Genomic DNA, 20,450 nt, shown 5'->3' with positions numbered 1-20,450 from the left:
CTCCGCAGGCCGCGCGCACCGGACGGCCACGGGCCGAATCGGCCGGGACGAGCAGCAGCCTCCCGGAGGTCCCTTGCGGCCTTCGCGAGGGTGAACCGACCGCCGACGAAAGCCTGCTTGTGACCGCCACGGACCGCTCCATCGAGCTCATCAACATCGCCGCCCAGGCTGCCGCCGACCGGCTCGCGCACGACATCATCGCGTACGACGTCAGCGATGTGCTGTCGATCACGGATGCCTTCCTGCTGGCCTCGGCGCCCAACGACCGCCAGGTCAAGTCCATCGTCGACGAGATCGAGGAGCGGCTCCTGAAGGAACTGGGCGCCAAGCCGGTACGCCGTGAGGGCGACCGCGACGCCCGCTGGATCCTTCTCGACTACGTAGACATCGTCGTCCACGTCCAGCACAACGAGGAGCGGGTCTTCTACGCGCTGGAGCGCCTCTGGAAGGACTGCCCCGAAATCGCACTCCCCGAGGACGCGGTCAAGACCAAGGGCAAGGCCGAGGAACACGCGAAGCTCAACGGCGGCACGGAAGGTGAGCGGAGCTGAGCGGCAGCAGGAGCGGCAGGGGCCGCAGAGTCGTCCTCTGGCGACACGGCCAGACAGCGTGGAATCTGGAGCACCGGTTCCAGGGCTCCACGGACATCCCACTCACCGAGACGGGGGTCGGGCAGGCCCGCCGGGCCGCCCGGCTGCTCGCCTCGGTGAGGCCGCACGCGATCCTCGCGTCCGATCTGCGGCGGGCGGTCGCCACGGCGGCCGAGCTCGCCGCGATCACGGGCATGGAGGTGACGTACGACGCGGGGCTGCGCGAGACCTACGCCGGGGTCTGGCAGGGGCTCACCCATGAGGAGATCAACGCCCTGTACGGCGAGGAGTACGCTGCGTGGAAGCGCGGCGAGCCGGTGCGCCGCGGCGGTGGGGAACTGGAGACCGAGGTCGCCGACCGGGCCGCCCCGGTGGTGCTCGAACACGCGGACAAGCTGCCCGACAGCGGCACCCTCGTCGTGGTCAGCCACGGTGGCACCATCCGCACCACCATCGGCCGGCTGCTGGGCCTGGAATCGCACCACTGGGAAGGGCTCGGCGGGCTCTCCAACTGCTGCTGGTCGGTGCTCGGCGAAGGCGCGCGCGGCTGGCGCCTCCTGGAGCACAACGCGGGCACGCTGCCCGAGCCGGTGCTTGGCGACGACACATAGCCGGGCCGCGGAACCGGGGCCGGAGGCCGTGCGAAGGCCCTCGCAGAGCCCTTCGCGGGCCCCCTCGGAGCGGTGACAGCCCGATTTCACTTTCCGGCAGGTCACAGGCTAAAGTTCTTCTTGTTCGCGGCGCGGAAACGCAGAGAACAAAGCGAACAGCGGGGCTATAGCTCAGTTGGTAGAGCGCCTGCATGGCATGCAGGAGGTCAGGAGTTCAATTCTCCTTAGCTCCACAATCAGGATCCCGCCCCTGTCAGGGGGCGGGATCCTTGCGTCGCGCCGTCGCGGGTTCCAGGTGCGCCCGCAGCCGGTCTCCGGCCACCTCGGTTCCGGCGCACGGTGCACATGACGCGCGCTGTTCGCTTCTTCTTGCTTCCTCACGTCTTCGTGGTGTTGACGTGCCGTCATCAGGGGATGCCGTCAGCGCCCTTGTCCGGTAGGGGGGTTGCCGATGAGTCGCCGCCGGTTCCGGAACGGCGGATTTCTCCGTATGGTGCCGGGGCTCGCGCGGCGGCGGGACCGGCCGGATATGCGGTGGGCTGCCCCTCTCGCGGGCTCATGGCAGAATCGGAGCGCCGGAGGGGGCTACTACGGATCGAACGGGAGGGAGCGCGTCATGCCTGCGAGCCGCCACGAGCCCCCGGACCCGCCCCTCGACCCCGAACGCCGCGCCCGCACCGGCCGGCCTGCCGGTGCCCGGTCCTCCACGGTCCGTGTGCTCGGCGGCGACGACCGGACCGTTCATGTGCGCATCGCCGGCGACCGAATCCGGAGCTGACTCATGGGTGCACACAGGCGGAAGTGCGACTGGTGCGGCAGCGGCACGCCCATCGTCAGGGACATGGACCCGGTCAATCCCGACTATCAGTACTGGTGCGAGGAGTGCGCGCGGGCGCTGATCATAAAAGGTGACCCCATCGAGACCTACCGGGAGCTGGAGGGCGAGCCGATCTACGGGCGGCTGCTGGATGACCACTGCACGCTCAAGCGCTTCTACTCCTTCGCCACGGCGTGAAACCTGGTGCCCAAGCGTGACCAGGACCTCGGTGGAACAGGCCAGATCCGGTCAGACGGGAAACGATTTGGTGGAGCGGCGGGGTCACCGGTAATGTTCTCGATGTCGCCACGGGGAACCGGGAGGCGGACAGCGAGGGGCTATAGCTCAGTTGGTAGAGCGCCTGCATGGCATGCAGGAGGTCAGGAGTTCAATTCTCCTTAGCTCCACAGTGAAGAGACGAGAAGCGGGTCATCCGTCAAGGGATGGCCCGCTTCTCGTTTCTCGTACGTGTACGTCAGGAGCGTCAGGTGCATTGGATGCGCTGGGCTCATACGGCGGGCTGCGCCACCCGCTCATACACCGGTCCATGCGCCGATGGCCGATGCGGCGCGTCGGTCCGGCCGTGCCGACCGGCACCGCGCGTGGGTGCGTCCTGAGGCGGACACCGGCGCGGACGGCGAGCCGCGCGAAGGGGTGCTGCCGCCCGTCCGGGGAGCGGTCGTGCCCGGCCCGGTTCCGGACCCGTGCGGTACCCTGGCGCCATGCGTGCCGTACGCCTTCTGCTTAGCGAGCCGCGCTGATCAGTCCCGACCGGTGAGAATGCCTGGTCGGAATCGGCGCGGCGTCCCCTCCTGTGCGAGGGGATTTTTCGTTTCCGTAGACGCGTGTCCGTAGACGTGGGCGCCGGCAGATGACGATCGATGGAGCTTTGAGGATCATGAGCGAGACGAATTCCGCAGCCGAGGCGGCTGCGCCGCACCGCTACGCGGCGGCGATGGCCGCCGACATCGAGGCACGCTGGCAGGACTTCTGGGACGCCGAGGGCACCTACGAGGCGCCGAACCCGAGCGGCGACCTGGCGGGCGATCCGGAGCTGGTCGCCAAACCGAAGAAGTTCATCATGGACATGTTCCCCTACCCCTCGGGTGCGGGGCTGCACGTCGGACATCCGCTGGGCTACATCGCCACCGACGTCTTCGCGCGCCATCAGCGGATGACCGGCCACAACGTGCTGCACACCCTGGGCTTCGACGCCTTCGGCCTGCCCGCGGAGCAGTACGCCGTGCAGACCGGTACGCACCCCCGGGTCTCCACCGAGGCCAACATCGAGAACATGACCGCCCAGCTGCGCCGGCTGGGCCTGGGCCACGACAAGCGCCGCTCGTTCGCCACGATCGAGCCGGAGTACTACAAGTGGACCCAGTGGATCTTTCTGCAGATCTTCAACTCCTGGTACGACCCGGAGGCCGACCGGGCCCGCCCGATCGACGAGCTGGTCGCGCAGTTCGAGACCGGCGGCCGTCCCACCCCGGACGGCCGCGCCTGGAGTGCGCTGAGCGCCGTCGAGCGCGCGGACGTCCTGAGCGAGTACCGCCTGGCGTACGCCTCCGACGCACCGGTCAACTGGGCGCCCGGCCTGGGCACCGTACTGGCGAACGAGGAGGTGACCGCCGAAGGCCGTTCCGAGCGCGGGAACTTCCCGGTCTTCAAGGCCAAGCTGCGCCAGTGGAACATGCGCATCACGGCCTATGCCGACCGCCTGCTGAAGGACCTGGACGGGCTGGACTGGCCCGAGGCCATCAAGCTGCAGCAGCGCAACTGGATCGGCCGTTCCGAGGGGGCGCGGGTCGACTTCCCGGTCGACGGCGCGGACGCCATCACCGTCTTCACGACCCGGCAGGACACCCTGTTCGGAGCCACCTACATGGTGCTGGCGCCCGAGCACGACCTGGTGGAGGGCATCGTTCCGGCCGCCTGGCCGGAGGGCACCCACCCGGTGTGGACCGGCGGACACGCCACCCCGGCGGAGGCCGTCGCCGCGTACCGCAAGATGGCCGCCGCGAAGTCGGACGTGGAGCGGCAGGCCGAGGCCAAGGACAAGACCGGCGTCTTCACCGGCGCGTACGCGACCAACCCGGTCAGCGGCGAGAAGGTCCCCGTCTTCATCGCCGACTACGTCCTGATGGGATACGGCACCGGCGCGATCATGGCCGTACCGGCGCACGACGCGCGCGACTTCGCCTTCGCGCGCGCCTTCGAGCTGCCGATGCGCTGTGTCGTCGCTCCGTCGGACGACCGCGGCACGGACCCCTCGACCTGGGACGACGCCTTCGCCTCGTACGACGCGAAGCTGGTCAACTCCGCCAACGACGAGATCTCGCTGGACGGACTGGGTGTCGTCGACGCCAAGGCGAGGATCACTGAATGGCTGAAGGCGCACGGTGTCGGCGAGGGCACCGTCAACTTCCGGCTGCGTGACTGGCTGTTCAGCCGGCAGCGCTACTGGGGCGAGCCGTTTCCGATCGTCTACGACGAGGACGGCGTGGCCCACGCGCTGCCCGAGTCGATGCTGCCCCTGGAGCTGCCGGAGGTCGACGACTACTCGCCGCGCACCTTCGACCCCGACGACGCGGACACCCGGCCCGAGACCCCGCTGTCCCGGAACACCGACTGGGTCGACGTCACCCTGGACCTGGGCGACGGCAACGGTCCGAAGAAGTACCGCCGCGAGACCAACACCATGCCCAACTGGGCGGGCTCCTGCTGGTACGAACTGCGCTACCTGGACCCGAGCAATGACCAGAAGCTGGTCGACCCCGCGATCGAGCAGTACTGGATGGGCCCGCGCGAGGGACAGCCGACCGGTGGCGTCGACCTGTACATCGGTGGTGCCGAGCACGCCGTGCTGCACCTGCTGTACGCCCGCTTCTGGTCGAAGGTGCTCTACGACCTGGGGCACATCTCGTCCTCCGAGCCGTTCCACAAGCTGTACAACCAGGGCATGATCCAGGCGTACGTCTACCGGGACAGCCGCGGCATCGCGGTCCCGGCGGCCGAGGTCGAGGAGCGGGACGGAAAGTTCTACTACCAGGGCGAGAAGGTCAGCCGCGTCCTGGGCAAGATGGGCAAGTCCCTGAAGAACGCCGTCACGCCGGACGAGATCTGCGCCGAGTACGGGGCGGACACGCTGCGCCTGTACGAGATGGCCATGGGACCCCTGGACGTCTCGCGGCCGTGGGACACACGGGCCGTCGTCGGCCAGTTCCGGCTGCTGCAGCGGCTGTGGCGCAACATCGTCGACGAGGAGACCGGCGGGGTCACCGTCGTCGGCACGGAGCCGGACGAGGAGACGCTGCGGGCGCTGCACAAGGCGATCGACGGGGTCGGCCGGGACATGGCCGGTATGCGTTTCAACACGGCCATCGCCAAGATCACCGAGCTGAACAACCACCTGACCAAGGCGGGCAGGCCGGTGCCCCGGAGCGTCGCCGAGGCGCTGGTGCTGCTGGTGGCGCCGCTGGCCCCGCACATCGCCGAGGAGCTGTGGCGGCGGCTGGGCCACACCGAGTCCGTGGTGCACCAGGACTTCCCGGTCGCCGATCCCGCGTACGTCGTGGACGAGACCGTGACCTGTGTGGTGCAGGTCAAGGGCAAGGTCAAGGCGCGCCTGGAGATTCCCCCGACGATCTCGGACGCGGATCTGGAGGCGCGGGCCCTGGCGGACCCGGCGGTGGTCGCCGCCCTGGGCGGTGCGGGCATCCGGAAGGTGATCGTACGGGCGCCGAAGCTGGTCAACATCGTCCCCGCGTGACCGGCGCTGAGCGGCTCCGTGCGAACGGCAGCGATCAACCCGCGTGACCAGCGCTGATGGCTGCGTGACAACGGTGTGATCGTCCCCGTGCCGGTCGTGGACAGGCGACCGGGCGGCCGCCTCGGGTGATGTGGGGGCGATCCCCTACGGGCAGGTTGCGGGTCGGAAGGGAACCCGCAACCTGCCCGTAGCGTTTACCGTGGAGGGGCCGGCGTCCGGCAGCCGATACGACACCCGAGGGGCGCTCATGGAAGCCGTGATCCTGATCCTGGGATTGCTCTTTTTCGCGTTCATCGCCTTGGGCGTGTACGCGAGTGTCAAGGTCATCGGTGCGGCGAGGCGGGGAGTGGACCGCACGATCGTCCAGGCCCGCCGTGCGGTCGAGGACACCACGCTGCGGGCCAAGAGCTACGGCCAGACGGGCGTGGCCGGAGAGCTCGCGCAGTTGAGGCTCTCGCTGCGCACCTCGATGCGGGCCACGCAGGAGGCGCTGCAGACCGGGGTGGTCGAGGACGCCTCGCTCAAGGAGTCGCTGGACCTCTTCCGGCGGCTGAGTGTGCATGGACACGAGCTCGACGAGGATCTGAAGAGGCTGGAGCGCGAGCCCGACCGGGCGACGGTCGCCTCGCTGCTGCCCGAGCTGAAGGAACGCACGGAACGGATCATGCACTCGGCGAATTCGCTGCGCTGGGCCGCGCGGGACCGGGCGCGGCGGTTCGTCGACGACGATCTGGAGGCGCTGAACGCGCAGATCGACATGGAGGCCGGGGCGCTGCGGCACTGGACGACCGAGCCGGACGAGCCGGTCCGGGGACAGGGCCGCCCGCAGGACGACCGGCACACCCGGGGCGATCGTCACGGGCAAGGGCAGCGGCGGGGAGAGGAACAGGAGAACCACCGGGCGCCCGGCGACCGGGACGAGCGCGGAGCGGCCGGAGGCCAGGTGCGGGCGATACCGCCTGCGGACCCCGGGATCCGGTCGGCCTACCCGTGGCAGAAGACGGTCCGCCCGGAAACGACGAACTGAGCCGTTCGGCGGTCGGCCGACGCCGGGACGCGGTCCGGTCCGAGCCGGCGACACCGGGACGTGCGGCGAAACGAACGACAGCGGCCGATCGGCCGGGGCCGGACTGCCGGGCAGCGGGCCGGCCAGGTAACCTCCCGCTCATGTCCCGCCATGTCGCGATCATCACCGATTCCACGGCCTACCTGCCCCCCGAGGCGATGGAGCGGCACGGCATCACCGCAGTACCCCTGACCGTCGTCCTCGGCGATCAGGCACTGGAGGACGGCACGGAGCTCTCGGCCCGTTCGCTCGCGGCGGCGCTCCAGAAACGTCGCCCCGTGACGACGTCCCGGCCCAGCCCGGAGGTCTTCGCCGCCGCGTACCGGGCGGCGGCCGACGCCGGAGCCACCGGCATCGTCTCGCTCCACCTCTCCGCCGAGATGTCGGGCACGTACGACGCCGCGCTGCTCGCGGCGAAGGACGCGCCGGTTCCGGTGCGCGTGGTGGACACCGGAATGGTGGCCATGGCCCTCGGCTTCTGCGCGTTGGAGGCGGCGGAGACGGTGGAGGAGGGCGGGAGCCTGGACGAGGCCGTCGCGGCCGCGGAGAAGCGGGCCGCGGGCACGTCCGCGTACTTCTACGTCGACACGCTGGAATATCTGCGCCGCGGTGGCCGTATCGGCGCCGCGCAGGCGCTGTTGGGATCGGCGCTCGCGGTGAAGCCGCTGCTTCGACTGGACGGTGGCCGCATCGAACCGCTGGAGAAGGTGCGGACGGCGTCGAAGGCGATCGCGCGTCTGGAGGAGATCGCCACGGAAGCGGCGGGTGGCGCACGGGTGGATGTCGCCGTGCACCACTTGGCGGCACCGGAGCGGGCCGAGCGGCTTGCCGAACGACTGCGCGAGCGGGTGCCTGGTCTGGTCGAGCTGCATGTCAGCGAGGTGGGTGCGGTGATCGGCGCGCACACCGGGCCCGGTCTGCTGGGCGCGGTGATCTCGCCGCACTGAGGCGGGCCGGCTCTCGGCTCTTGAACCTCGGTTCCCCGGATCTCGTCCACGATTCGACAGCGCCCCGGACTTCACTCCTCGGTGTGGCCGAGTTATTCACAACTGACCGGTTGTCCACCGGAATCGGCTCGGCCCAGCGGATTCGGGCCGACGTGCCTACCGTCGTGAGGCATGACTCTGCGAACACTCCGCGCGACCAGCACACTTGATGCGACCGGTGAGGGCGGTGGCGTCGGCAGCGGGCCGGGGCGCGGTCGTGGCGGTTCCGGTCTCGGACCCGGACGGCGGCGACTGGCGCGTGGGAGCGCGGACGGTGGGGCGGCGGCCGGGCGTCGTCGCGCGGACGCGCTCATGGCAGGGGCGGATCTCACGGAAGGGGCGGACGGGGGACCGGGCGGGCGGCCCGCGCCGGGGGCGCCCACCGGTCCGGATCCCGGTGCGCCCGTGGGGCCGAGCCCGTTACCGGCGGCGCCACCCGCCCCCGCTCCTGCGACAACCTCCCGTTCGAACGCGTCACCGGAACCGGCCTCGGCGCCGCGGCACGACTCCGCCCCCATGGGGTGGAGGGCTCGGGTGGGGCCCGCGCTGCGGGAGCGGATTCCGGTATGGCTCCAGCTCAGATGCGGGGTGGAGCCCAGGACCCTTGCCGCGCTGGCCGTCGTCCTGGCCGTCGCCGTGGGCTTCGCGGTGGCGCACTTCTGGTCGGCACGTCCCCACCCCGTGCAGCCACCCGACCTGGTCGACGGGTCCACGCACGCAGGGGCCTCGCATCCTGCGCCGGGTGGCACCGGTGTACCCGAGCCGTCGCCCGGACCGGTACCGGCGGCGGGGGAGGCCGCCCATGTCGTCGTGGACGTGAGCGGAAAGGTGCGCGAGCCGGGCATCCAGAAGCTGCCGTCCGGTTCCAGGGTCGCCGACGCGCTACGGGCGGCGGGCGGGGTCCGCTCGGGCGTCGACCTCACCGGGCTGAACCGGGCGCGGGTCCTCGTGGACGGGGAGCAGATCGTGGTGGGGGCCCCTCCGGACGCTCCCGCGATCGGCGGGGGGCCGCCGGTCGACGGTACGGGGGGTGGTTCGGGCCCCGCGACCGGGCCCGTCAGTCTCAACAGCGCGACCCTCGATCAACTCGACGCACTCCCCGGCGTCGGACCGGTGCTCGCCCAGCGCATCATCGACTACCGGACTCAGCATGGCGGCTTCCGCTCGGTCGACGAGCTCCGCGAGGTCAACGGCATCGGCGACCGGCGCTTCGCCGACCTCCGGCCGCTGGTCGGGCCATGAGCGCGACGGAGGCCCATGCGGAGCCGGGTGATCGGCCCTGGGCGTCCCAGGCTCGGTGGGAGGGGCCGGTGGACCTGAGACTGGTCCCGTCGGCGATCGCCGCCTGGGCCGGGGCGGCGCTCGCACTGAGCGCGCCCGGATGGTGGACGGCGACGGGAGCGGTGTTCTGTGTCGGCGCCGCCCTGGTGCTCCTGGCGCTGCCGCGGATGTCCATGCCCGGTGCGCTCCCTGGACGCCGGGCCGGAGGAGAGCCCACCGACGCCGGGAGCACGACAGGTTGTCGGCGGCCGTGCGTCACCGCGTCCGCCGCCGCGGCGGCGCTGCTCTGCGCGGCCGCCGGGGCCGTGTCGGCCGGACTGCACAGCGCGGACGTACGGCACGGGCCGGTACATGACCTGGCACAGCGGTTCGCGAGAGTCGAGGCGGAGGTGACGGTGACCTCCGACGCGCGACAGACCGTGCCACGGGTGCGCGGCGACCACAGCACCCCCGTCTCGCTTCTCATCGATGCCGAGCTCACACGGCTGACCGGGCCCGACGGCGAGGCCACCCGGGTGCGCACACCCGTGCTGCTGATCGTCCCGCCCGGCGGACCGACGGCCCGGTGGCAGCGGCTGCTCCCCTCCACCCGACTGCACATCGGCGGCCGACTGGCACCACCCCTGCACGACGGGGAGCGCAGCGCCGCCGTGCTCCGGGCGGACGGCAAGGGCCCGCCCCGTATCATCGGGCCGCCCTCCCCGGTCCAGCGCGCGGCGGGCGCGCTGCGCGGCGGTCTGCGGAGCGCAACCGAGCGGTTGGAGCCCGATGCCCGGGCGCTTCTGCCGGCGCTGGTGGTCGGCGACACGTCACGGGTGTCGCCGGAGCTGCACGAAGCCTTCCGGGCGACGGACCTCACCCACCTGATGGCGGTCTCCGGTGCCAACCTGGCCATCCTGCTGGCCCTCCTGATCGGGCCGCCGGGCACCGCGCTACGCGCCGAACGCCGCGGTCTGGCACCACGGCTGGGCATTCCGCTGCGGCTGACCGCGGTGCTCGGCGGCGGGCTCACGCTCGCCTTCGTCACCGTCTGCCGACCCGAGCCGAGCGTGCTGAGGGCCGCGGTCTGCGGACTGATCACGCTGCTCGCCATCGGCACGGGCCGCCGCAGATCACTGGTCCCCGCGCTGGCCGCGGCGGTCCTGCTGCTGGTCCTGTACGACCCGTGGATGGCGCGCAGTTATGGATTCGTCCTCTCCGTGCTCGCCACCGGCGCCCTGCTCACCATCGCGCCGAACTGGAGCGACGCGTTGCGGCGGCGCGGGGTGCCGCCCCGGGTCTCCGAGGCGCTCGCCGCGGCTGCGGCGGCGCAGGCGGTGTGCGCGCCGGTCGTCGTGCTGCTCGCCTCTCGGGTCAGCCTGGTGGCGATCCCCTGCAATCTGCTGGCCGAGTTCGCGGTGGCTCCGGCCACGGTGCTGGGATTCGCGGCGCTCGCCATCGCGCCGGTGGCCATACCGGTGGCGGAACCGCTCGCCCGGGTCGCCGGATGGCCCGCGGGGTGGATCGCGTCGGTGGCCCGTTCCGGGGCGTCGCTGCCCGGGGCGGCGATCGACTGGCCCGACGGTGCGAAGGGGGCGCTGCTGCTCGCCGTGCTGACGGTTCTGGTGTTGTTGCTCGCCCGTCGCGCGGTGCGTCACCCATGGGTCTGTTCGGCGGTCGCGCTCTTGCTGGTCCTGGCGGTGCTGCGGCCGGCGCCGCTCACCCGGGTACTGACCGGATGGCCGCCTCCCGACTGGGCGTTCGCGATGTGCGACGTGGGGCAGGGGGACGCGCTGGTGCTGGCCGCGGGGGACACCAGAGGTGTGGTCGTGGACGCCGGTCCCGATCCGGCGCTCGTCGACCGGTGCCTGAACGAACTGGGGGTTTCAGAGGTGCCGTTCGTGGTGCTCACGCACTTCCACGCGGACCACGTACGGGGACTGCCGGGGGTGCTGCGCGGGAGGGCGGTGGGGGCGATCCAGACGACGAACCTGGACGAACCTCCGGAGCAGGTGGCGTTCGTGCGGAGAACGGCCGCGGAGTCGGGTGTCCCCCTGGTCCGGACCGTCCCCGGCGAACGCCGCCGGATCGGCCCGCTTGACTGGCAGGTCCTCTGGCCCTCGGTCGGCATATGGCCCGGTGGTGGGGCTGCGGGTGGTGTCTCCGCGCTGCCGGGGGAATTCCTGCCGAGGGAGCCGAACAACTCCAGCATCACCCTGTACGTGCGGACCGGCGGGCCGACACTGCTGCTCCTGGGCGACCTCGAACCCCCGGCCCAGCAGGGGCTGTTGCGAAGGCATCCGGTACTGCCGCACGTGGATGTGCTCAAGGTCGCCCATCACGGCTCCGCTCATCAGGACCCCGCTCTGATACGTGGCGTCCGCCCGAGGCTCGCCCTGGTGAGCGCGGGCAGGGACAACCCCTACGGGCATCCGTCTCCACGTACCGTCGACGCGCTCAGAGCGGGTGGCGCCGTGGTGCTGCGCACGGACACGGACGGCGCGATCGCCGTGTCGGGGACCGGGGCGGGGCTGCGGGCGGTCGGTCGCTCGTGAACGCGGCCTGGCGGCAGGCGCGGCGTCGACGGTCCGACGGGTGTGGGCTTGGGAACGCGACGGGCCGGGTTCGGGGGCGCCCGAGCGGTGTGACATTGACCGCAGCGGGGCCGAGGGGCCCGGGACGGGCGTCGGGGAGCCCGGTGCGCCACGCCACCGGCCGCGGTGCAGCCAGGGGCCGACCGCGACACCGAAGGAGAAGGCTAATTCGGACCTTCGGTAACACCTCTGAACAAGAGCCCGCGAGCTGCTCTGTTTGCCTCGAACGGTACAAGAGTGGTCGAATGCATGCTCGTCGGTGGGCCGGTGCTCCGACGTGTATGTCCAGTAGTCAGGCCCCAAGGTGACTCACCCCAGGGGGTAGGCAAGAGATGTTCGGTCGCTGGCTGCGAGGCAAGAGCGCGACAGGTGTCCCGCGTGGCAACACACTCACCGGGGTCGAAGTCCCGCACACCGCGGGAGTGCTGAGCTGCCGTGTGCTCGACCCGGTCAACGAGTTCGTCCAGCAAGCCGAGTTCGTCGTCACGGACAGCGCTGGCCGGAAGGTCGTCGGTGGCGAGACGGATCCGTACGGCAACGTCCTCGCCACCGTTCCGGCCGGTGAGTACCGGCTGGCCGTCACGGCCGAGGGCTTCACCCCGTTCCACGGCGCGGCCACGGTCGTCGAGGGCGGCCACGCGAGCCTGGGCGACATCACCCTGCAGATCGCCGCGCCGCCGCAGCTTCCCGCCCCGGGCGAGTGGGAGATCGAGCCGACGCATTCACAGGTCGGTTTCACGGTCCGGCACATCGGCATGGCACGCATCCACGGCCGGTTCAATACCTTCGCCGGTGCCATCCGGATCGCGGACCGCATGGAGGAATCCGCCATGCACGTGGTCATCGACGCCGCCTCCATCGACACCAACGTCCAGATGCGCGACGACCATCTGCGGTCCAGCGACTTCCTGGACGTCGGCCGCTATCCGACGATGGAGTTCTACAGCGACCGCTTCGTCCACCGCGGTGGTACCCGCTGGGGCGTCACCGGCGCGCTCACGCTGCACGGCGTCAGCCGCACGATCACGCTGGACACCCAGTACCTCGGCCTGGGCAGCGGTCTGGAGGGCGAGACCCGCTCCGCCTGCCGGGCCACCACCGAACTGCACCGCGAGGACTTCACCCTCACCTGGCAGACCATGCTGGCCCGGGGCATCGCCGCCGTCGGCTCCAGCATCTCCATCGACCTGGACATCCAGATCGTCCCCAAAGCCGGACAGCGGCGCTGACTGGGGGCACCGCCCCAGCCCCCGCCCTCACGGGGTCTCGAGCCAGCCCTCGTACTCCGCGGCGAGCGCGTCGAGGGCAGGGGCGTCCAGCCGCCCCGAGGGATCCTCCACGACCACGAGCCACTGGGCGTCCTCGGCGTCGTCCTCGCCTGCCAACGCGTCACGGACGAGTTGTGGCTCCTCGTCCACCCCGAAGCGGTCGCCGAGTTCCTCGGCCACTTCTTCCGCGGCGTCGCGATCGGGCAGGACCAGCACATGTCTCACATCACTCACCCGGTCATTCTCCCGTACGTCGGTCGCGGTGCTGGGGGTCTTCCCGGCGACCTCGCGGCGACGTACCCAAGAGTTCCTCGTGGTGAACCGGCCGTACGCCGCTGCGGTGCCGAAGAAGTCGTGGCGGAGATCGAGAGAGTGACGGATGGTCCCGATGGGTTCCGCGTCGTCCGGGGTCGCATAGGGCAGGCTCGTTCTCCTGCACCCGAGTTCGACGGCCGAAACCTCCCGACCGGCGGCGCCGAATCGGCGGCGCGGAAACCTCGTGCTGCCCGTGGTGAGCCGTCCTTTTTGCCGGTCATCGGCTCGTGCGGCGGCCGGGAGTCGGCGGCGGGGCCGGCCGCAGCTCCGGCACGGCTGCGGTGGGACCGGGTCCGCCGACCGCGCGCGGTGGCTTTCGGGGAGGGGGCCGGACAGCCCAGCAGGGCGTCGGTCAGTGGCAGAGCCAAGACCGCCGGAACCGCCTCCGAGTATCAATGTCAGTGGTGCGTGGGATGCTGGATGACGATGGCCACCAGAAGGAATTCGACCGACGACCCGCTCGCCCCCGTCACGCTCGCCGTGGGCCAGGAGGATCTGCTCCTCGACCGCGCTGTGCGACAGGTGGTGGCGGCGGCCCGCGCCGCGGACCCCGACACCGATGTCCGCGACCTCACCCACGACCAGCTCCAGCCCGGCACCCTCGCCGAGCTGACGAGCCCCTCGCTCTTCGCTGAACGCAAGGTGGTGGTCGTACGCAACGCGCAGGACCTCTCCGCCGACACGGTCAAGGACGTGAAGGCGTATCTGGGCGATCCGGTCGAGGAGATCATCCTCGTGCTGCTGCACGCGGGCGGAGCCAAGGGCAAGGGGCTGCTGGACGCGGCGCGCAAGGCCGGGGCGCGGGAGGTCGCGTGCCCGAAGACGACCAAGCCCGCCGAGCGGCTCTCCTTCGTACGGTCGGAGTTCCGGACGCTGGGACGGTCCGCGACCCCTGAGGCGTGCCAGGCGCTGGTGGACGCGATCGGCAGTGATCTGCGGGAGCTGGCCAGCGCGGTCTCGCAGCTCGTCGCGGACGTCGAGGGCACGATCGACGAGTCGGTCGTCGCGCGTTACTACACGGGCCGGGCGGAGGCGTCGAGTTTCACCGTCGCCGACCGCGCGGTGGAGGGCCGGGCGGCGGAGGCCCTGGAGGCGTTGCGCTGGTCGCTGTCGACCGGGGTGGCACCCGTGCTGATCACCAGCGCGTTGGCGCAGGGTGTGCGGGCGATCGGCAAGCTCTCCTCGGCGCGGGGCGGACGGCCCGCGGACCTCGCCCGCGAACTGGGCATGCCGCCGTGGAAGATCGACCGGGTGCGCCAGCAGATGCGGGGATGGACACCGGACGGCGTGGCGACGGCGCTGCGGGCGGTCGCGGACGCGGACGCCGGGGTCAAGGGCGGCGGTGACGATCCGGAGTACGCCTTGGAGAAGGCCGTCGTCGCGGTCGCCCGGGCGGCGCGGTCGAGGCGCTGACCGGGACGGGGCGGCGCCGGCGCAGTACCCCAGACGGTGCCCGCGGGACCCTGGTCACCCCTTGCGAGATCCTGGCCGGGGAGCCGGGGAGCCGGGGAGCCGGGAAGCCGGGAAGCCGGGAAGCCGGGGAGGGGCACTCGTGTCGGGCCGCCCGGCACGGGAGCGAGATTTTCACCGTTCCTCGGTGGAGCCGATGCTCCGGCGACCCTGCGCGAGGCCGGTGCGAAGTCCGGAACCGGCGGTGAAGGACGCCGCCGGTTCCGGGGCCTGCCACTCATGGAGAACCCGCCCGCCCCTCAGCCGGATGGTGGCCGACGACGGTTGGCGGGACCGGTGGCGGCCGACGGCGACCGATGACCGGCCGGGACAGGCGGGCCTGTGCCGCCGAGCCCACGCCGATGGGTGACGGACCGGTCCCCGGACGGGTCCCGTGTCGACGGATCCGCACCGACGGATCCACACCGGCGTACCCGTACCGATGGGCGCCCGGCGTACCGTGCCCCACGGCCGAGACCGCCGGACCCGCGCCGCCGGGCCGATGGCGGGTACGCCGAAGGCCCCGGTCCCGCTCCGGGGAAGAGCGGGATCGGGGCCCTCGGGTCACATCTGGTGCGCCGCACCCGCGTGGCGAACGCAAGTTCGTGTGCGGCGCGGGGTGCCGGGCAGGGGCGGGAGAGAGGGCCCGCTGATCCGTTCCGGCAGGTGGATCTCAGACGGCTCAGCCCTGGAGGGAGGCAACCTTGGACGCCAGCGCCGACTTCTTGTTGGCGGCGGAGTTCTTGTGGATGACACCCTTCGAGACGGCCTTGTCGAGCGCGCGGGAGGCGTCGCGAGCGGCCGTGGTGGCCTTCTCGACGTCACCGGCGGCGACGGCCTCACGGGCCTTGCGGATAGCGGTCTTGAGCGAGGACTTGACGGCCTTGTTGCGCAGGCGCGCCTTCTCGTTCGTCTTGTTCCGCTTGATCTGGGACTTGATGTTCGCCACGAAAGAGCCTTTTCAGGTTCGCTGGATCGTTCGATGCGTGCCGCGCGGCCGAAGAGTCGCGAAGCACAGCTGTCAACGTTACCAGCCACGCTCCGACCGGCCCAAACCGGTCTTCGCCCCGCAACCATGGGACGATGGAGGCTACGTATCGATCCGACCGACCCGACATCGACCCGAGACACGGCGTTCGGCGTCTCAAGAATCAGGACCCTGCGTGCCCGCGACTCCTACCAACGTGCCCGAGCCGAGCCGTACCGACCCGGCGCTGATCCGCAACTTCTGCATCATCGCGCACATCGACCACGGCAAGTCGACCCTTGCCGACCGGATGCTCCAGCTGACGGGCGTGGTCGACCAGCGGCAGATGCGTGCCCAGTACCTCGACCGTATGGATATCGAGCGCGAGCGCGGCATCACCATCAAGTCCCAGGCGGTGCGTCTGCCGTGGGCCCCCACGGTGGGTGAGGGCCAGGGGCGCACCCATGTCCTCAACATGATCGACACCCCGGGCCACGTGGACTTCACCTACGAGGTCTCCCGCTCGCTCGCCGCCTGCGAGGGCACGGTCCTGCTGGTCGACGCCGCGCAGGGGATCGAGGCCCAGACGCTGGCCAACCTCTACCTGGCGATGGAGAACGACCTCACCATCGTCCCGGTGCTCAACAAGATCGACCTGCCGGCCGCGCAGCCGGAGAAGTTCTCCGAGGAGCTGGCCGGCCTCATCGGCTGCGAGCCGGAGGACGTGCTCAAGGTCTCCGCGAAGACCGGTGTCGGCGTGGAAGCGCTGCTCGACCGGGTGGTCCAGGACATTCCGGCCCCGGTCGGCCAGGCCGACGCGCCCGCCCGCGCGATGATCTTCGACTCGGTCTACGACTCGTACCGCGGCGTCGTCACGTACGTCCGTGTCGTCGACGGTCAGCTCAACAAGCGCGAGCGGATCCGGATGATGTCCACCGGCGCCACCCATGAGCTGCTGGAGATCGGGGTCTCCTCCCCGGAGATGACCGCGGCCGACGGCCTCGGCGCCGGCGAGGTGGGGTACCTCATCACCGGTGTGAAGGACGTCCGGCAGTCCAAGGTGGGTGACACGATCACCTCCCAGAGCAAGGGGGCGGCCGAGCCGCTGGGCGGCTACAAGGACCCCAAGCCGATGGTGTTCTCGGGCCTGTATCCGCTGGACGGCTCGGACTACCCGGACCTGCGCGAGGCGCTCGACAAGCTCCAGCTCAACGACGCCGCCCTGGTGTACGAGCCGGAGACCTCCGCCGCGCTCGGCTTCGGCTTCCGCGTCGGCTTCCTCGGCCTGCTCCACCTCGACGTGATCCGCGAGCGGCTGGAGCGCGAGTTCGGGCTCGAACTCATCGCCACCGCCCCCAACGTGGTCTACCGCGTCGAGATGGAGGACGGCACCGAGCACACCGTCACCAACCCGAGCGAATTCCCCGAGGGCAAGATCCACCAGGTGCACGAGCCCGTCGTGCGCGCCACCGTCCTCGCGCCCAGTGAGTTCATCGGCGCGATCATGGAGCTCTGCCAGAACCGGCGCGGCAGCCTGCTCGGCATGGACTACCTCTCCGAGGACCGGGTCGAGATCCGCTACACCCTGCCGCTCGCCGAGATCGTCTTCGACTTCTTCGACCAGCTCAAGTCCAAGACGCGCGGCTACGCCTCCCTCGACTACGAGCCCACCGGCGAGCAGATCTCCCAGCTCGTCAAGGTCGACATCCTGCTGCACGGCGACAAGGTCGACGCGTTCTCCGCGGTCACGCACAAGGACAAGGCGTACGCGTACGGCGTGCGGCTGGTCGCCAAGCTGCGGGAGCTGATCCCGCGGCAGAACTTCGAGGTGCCGGTCCAGGCGGCCATCGGCTCCCGGGTCATCGCCCGCGAGACCGTCCGCGCCATCCGCAAGGACGTCCTCGCCAAGTGCTACGGCGGTGACATCTCCCGTAAGCGCAAGCTTCTGGAGAAGCAGAAGGAGGGCAAGAAGCGGATGAAGATGGTCGGCAACGTGGAGGTGCCGCAGGAGGCGTTCATCGCGGTGCTGTCCACCGACGAGTCGGGCGGGGAAAGCAAGGGCAAGAAGTAGCCTCCGCCCCTCGCCGGGCCGCCGTCCGGCACCCCGGACGGCGGCCTCCGTGAGGTTTCGACGGGCCCCCGTGTCGCGACGCACAGCGACACGGGGGCCCGTTTGTTATGAAGCGGCGGCTTCTCGCCTCTTACGCGGGGGACGCGGGCGCTCTACCCTGATCACGACCTCGTGGTTACTCGCCAGTTAAGCAAGTGGGACCGGGCGCCACGGGGTGAGCATCGCGGGACGGATGCCGCAACCGCGCGGGACAGGTCCGGCTCGCGCTGGACGCGTGCCCCACGCGGGCGCGCGACTCGCGTGGGGCGGACGACGGAGCACACGCGGGAACAGCGGCACCCCGGGGAACTCCCGGGAGCCCGGGGCGAAACGGAACAGCGGGCCGGCAGGGAAGAGGGAACAGGGAAGAGGAACAAGGCGACGCGGTGCGGCACACCGGCACCAGCGGCCACCGCTCGGCACCGAGAGCGCCGCCGACCAGGACACCGACGACCCAGACCGACACATACCAACCCGGCATGAACCCAGCAGGATCCAGCAGCCACACGTAGCCACCAGCAGCGACCAGCAGCCGGTCGTGAAGCACCGCCGCAGGCCCGGAGGATGTCGTGAGCGACACACAGACCCAGATCGAGAACCGACCGCCCTCCGTGGCGAACCTCTTCATCGACCGCGTGGCGGCGACCCCGGACGGGGAGGCGTACCGCTACCCGGTGCCCTCGGCCGGCGGCGAGGGGCCCGATGGGTGGAAGTCGCTGAGCTGGGCCCAGGCCGCCGAGCGCGTGTACGCGATCGCGGCCGGACTCATCGACCTGGGCGTGCGGCCGGAGGAGCGGGTCGCGCTCGCCTCCAACACCCGGGTGGAGTGGATCCTCGCCGACCTCGGCGTGATGTGCGCGGGTGCCGCCACCACCACGGTCTACCCGTCCACCAACGTGGACGAGTCGTCGTTCATCCTCGCCGACTCCGAGAGCCGGGTGCTGATCGCGGAGGACGCGGAGCAGCTGGCCAAGGCCCGGGAACGCCGCGACGAGCTGCCGCACCTCGCCCATGTGGTCGTCATCGACCCCGAGGGTGCCGACCCCGCCGAGGGCGACCCCGAGGGCTGGGTGCTCACCCTCGCCGAGCTGGAGGCCCGGGGCGCGGAGTACCTGGCGAACCACCCCGACGCGGTCGAGGAGCGGGTCGCCGCCATCACCTCCGACCAGCTGGCCACCCTGATCTACACCTCCGGCACCACCGGCCGACCCAAGGGCGTGCGGCTGCCGCACGACAACTGGTCGTACATGGCCAAGGCCACCGTGGCGACCGGACTGATCACCAAGGACGACATCCAGTACCTCTGGTTGCCGCTGGCGCACGTCTTCGGCAAGGTCCTCACCTCCGGCCAGATCGAGGTCGGTCATGTCACCGCCGTGGACAGCCGGGTCGACAAGATCATCGAGAACCTGCCGGTGGTCCAGCCGACGTACATGGCCGCCGTGCCGCGCATCTTCGAGAAGGTCTACAACGGTGTCGCCGCCAAGGCGCGGGCCGGTGGAGCGGCCAAGTACAAGATCTTCCAGTGGGCGGCCGGGATCGCCCGCGAGTACGCGACGGTCTCGCAGGACAGCTTCCGGCGCACGGGCACGGCCTCCGTCCCGTTCGCGCTCGGTGCCAAGCACAAGGTCGCGGACACCCTCGTCTTCGCCAAGATCCGCGAGGCGTTCGGCGGCCGGTTGCGCGCCTGCGTCTCCGGTTCCGCCGCGCTCGCCCCCGACATCGGTTACTTCTTCGCGGGCGCCGGCATCCACATCCTGGAGGGATACGGCCTCACCGAGACCAGTGCCGCCTCCTTCGTCAACCCGGGCGAGGCGTACCGCACCGGCACCGTCGGCAAGCCGCTCCCCGGCACCGAGGTGCGGATCGCCGACGACGGCGAGATCCTGCTGCGCGGCCCCGGGGTGATGCAGGGCTACCACGGGCAGCCGGAGACGACCGCCGAGGTGCTGGAGGAGGACGGCTGGTTCCACACCGGGGACATCGGCGAGCTGTCCGTGGACGGCTACCTCCGGATCACCGACCGCAAGAAGGACCTGATCAAGACGTCCGGCGGCAAGTACATCGCCCCGGCCGAGATCGAGGGCCGGTTCAAGGCGGTCTGCCCGTTCGTCTCCAACATCCTGGTGCACGGCGCGGCCCGCAACTACTGCACCGCCCTCATCGCGCTCGACGAGCCGACCATCCTCGGCTGGGCCGCCGAGAACGGCCTGGCCGGAAAGCCGTACGCCGAGGTGGTGGCCTCCCCGCAGACCGTCGAGCTCATCGATGGCTACGTGCAGCGGCTGAACGAGAAGCTGCAACGCTGGCAGACCATCAAGAAGTTCCGTCTGCTGCCCCGCGATCTGGACGTCGAGCACGGCGAGCTGACGCCCAGTCTGAAGCTGAAGCGGCCCGTCGTCGAGCGCGAGTACAAGGACCTCATCGACGACATGTACATGGGGGCCCGCGAGGCGTAACCGCGGAAACTCGCCAGGGCGCGGCTACATCCGCACGGCGCCCGGCGCAGCAGCGTGTCACAGCACCCCGCGGGCCCGGCTTCCGGGCCCGCAGGACCGCCGTGACAGGGGCCTTCGGACTGGTCGCGGCGTGCGGCCGGTCCGCGTTCTTCTCCGCTCACTTCGGCAACTCGCCGCTTATGGGCA

The 20,450-nt window shown here is 70.9% G+C and carries 15 protein-coding genes and 2 tRNA genes; 15 read left to right on the top strand and 2 right to left on the bottom strand.

The window, feature by feature from the left end:
• Positions 1–119 precede the first annotated feature (119 nt).
• The 12 genes from rsfS (at position 120) to ACIHCL_RS03425 (ending at position 12,925) form a co-directional block, all read left to right on the top strand.
• Entirely contained in the window at positions 120–551 is a 432-nt protein-coding gene (rsfS, locus tag ACIHCL_RS03480) for a ribosome silencing factor (protein WP_399856472.1), read from the top strand.
• The gene (locus ACIHCL_RS03475; protein ID WP_399857127.1) at positions 548–1,201 is read left to right on the top strand and encodes a histidine phosphatase family protein; all 654 of its coding nucleotides are present in this window, start codon (positions 548–550) and stop codon (positions 1,199–1,201) included. The genes rsfS and ACIHCL_RS03475 overlap by 4 nt, the downstream gene beginning before the upstream one ends.
• A gap of 160 nt (positions 1,202–1,361) precedes the next feature.
• Positions 1,362–1,434: transfer RNA gene (locus ACIHCL_RS03470), tRNA-Ala, on the top strand.
• A 383-nt stretch (positions 1,435–1,817) separates the two neighbouring features.
• A complete protein-coding gene (locus ACIHCL_RS03465) occupies positions 1,818–1,979 on the top strand; it encodes a hypothetical protein (RefSeq protein WP_399856470.1) in 162 nt (53 codons plus the stop codon).
• A gap of 3 nt (positions 1,980–1,982) precedes the next feature.
• On the top strand, positions 1,983–2,216 hold the full coding sequence (locus ACIHCL_RS03460) for a hypothetical protein (RefSeq protein WP_399856468.1): 234 nt from the start codon (positions 1,983–1,985) through the stop codon (positions 2,214–2,216).
• 136 nt (positions 2,217–2,352) lie between these two features.
• Positions 2,353–2,425, top strand: a tRNA-Ala gene (locus tag ACIHCL_RS03455).
• Positions 2,426–2,916: 491 nt separating this feature from the next.
• Positions 2,917–5,790 carry a leucine--tRNA ligase gene (gene leuS, locus ACIHCL_RS03450; RefSeq protein WP_399856466.1) on the top strand — a complete coding sequence of 958 codons (2,874 nt, stop codon included), beginning with the start codon at positions 2,917–2,919 and terminating at the stop codon, positions 5,788–5,790.
• Between the two features lie 247 nt (positions 5,791–6,037).
• Positions 6,038–6,817, top strand: a complete 780-nt coding sequence (locus tag ACIHCL_RS03445) for a hypothetical protein (RefSeq protein WP_399856464.1) — start codon at positions 6,038–6,040, stop codon at positions 6,815–6,817.
• A 140-nt stretch (positions 6,818–6,957) separates the two neighbouring features.
• Positions 6,958–7,803, top strand: coding sequence for a DegV family protein (locus tag ACIHCL_RS03440; protein WP_399856462.1), 846 nt, complete (start codon positions 6,958–6,960; stop codon positions 7,801–7,803).
• 555 nt (positions 7,804–8,358) lie between these two features.
• A complete protein-coding gene (locus ACIHCL_RS03435) occupies positions 8,359–9,084 on the top strand; it encodes a helix-hairpin-helix domain-containing protein (RefSeq protein WP_399856460.1) in 726 nt (241 codons plus the stop codon).
• On the top strand, positions 9,081–11,657 hold the full coding sequence (locus ACIHCL_RS03430) for a ComEC/Rec2 family competence protein (protein WP_399856458.1): 2,577 nt from the start codon (positions 9,081–9,083) through the stop codon (positions 11,655–11,657). The genes ACIHCL_RS03435 and ACIHCL_RS03430 overlap by 4 nt, the downstream gene beginning before the upstream one ends.
• Positions 11,658–12,028: 371 nt before the next feature.
• Positions 12,029–12,925, top strand: coding sequence for a YceI family protein (locus ACIHCL_RS03425; protein WP_399856456.1), 897 nt, complete (start codon positions 12,029–12,031; stop codon positions 12,923–12,925).
• A gap of 27 nt (positions 12,926–12,952) precedes the next feature.
• Here ACIHCL_RS03425 and ACIHCL_RS03420 read toward each other — a convergent pair whose 3' ends face one another.
• Complete coding sequence (locus tag ACIHCL_RS03420; RefSeq protein WP_399856454.1) at positions 12,953–13,198, bottom strand: hypothetical protein; 246 nt, start codon at positions 13,196–13,198, stop codon at positions 12,953–12,955.
• A 507-nt stretch (positions 13,199–13,705) separates the two neighbouring features.
• Here ACIHCL_RS03420 and holA point away from each other — a divergent pair.
• Positions 13,706–14,692, top strand: coding sequence for a DNA polymerase III subunit delta (holA, locus tag ACIHCL_RS03415; protein WP_399856452.1), 987 nt, complete (start codon positions 13,706–13,708; stop codon positions 14,690–14,692).
• Between the two features lie 718 nt (positions 14,693–15,410).
• Here holA and rpsT read toward each other — a convergent pair.
• Positions 15,411–15,677, bottom strand: coding sequence for a 30S ribosomal protein S20 (rpsT, locus tag ACIHCL_RS03410; RefSeq protein ID WP_399856450.1), 267 nt, complete (start codon positions 15,675–15,677; stop codon positions 15,411–15,413).
• A gap of 214 nt (positions 15,678–15,891) precedes the next feature.
• Between rpsT and lepA the strand changes: the two genes are divergently transcribed.
• Positions 15,892–17,766, top strand: coding sequence for a translation elongation factor 4 (gene lepA, locus ACIHCL_RS03405; RefSeq protein ID WP_399856449.1), 1,875 nt, complete (start codon positions 15,892–15,894; stop codon positions 17,764–17,766).
• Between the two features lie 608 nt (positions 17,767–18,374).
• Positions 18,375–20,264 carry an AMP-dependent synthetase/ligase gene (locus ACIHCL_RS03400; RefSeq protein ID WP_399856447.1) on the top strand — a complete coding sequence of 630 codons (1,890 nt, stop codon included), beginning with the start codon at positions 18,375–18,377 and terminating at the stop codon, positions 20,262–20,264.
• The last annotated feature ends 186 nt before the right edge of the window (positions 20,265–20,450 follow it).

The sequence above is a fragment of the Streptomyces sp. NPDC052042 genome (assembly GCF_044548345.1).
Taxonomy (GTDB): domain Bacteria; phylum Actinomycetota; class Actinomycetes; order Streptomycetales; family Streptomycetaceae; genus Streptomyces.
Note: the sequence above shows the minus strand (reverse complement) of the source record. Positions and strands in the feature narration are given on the sequence as shown.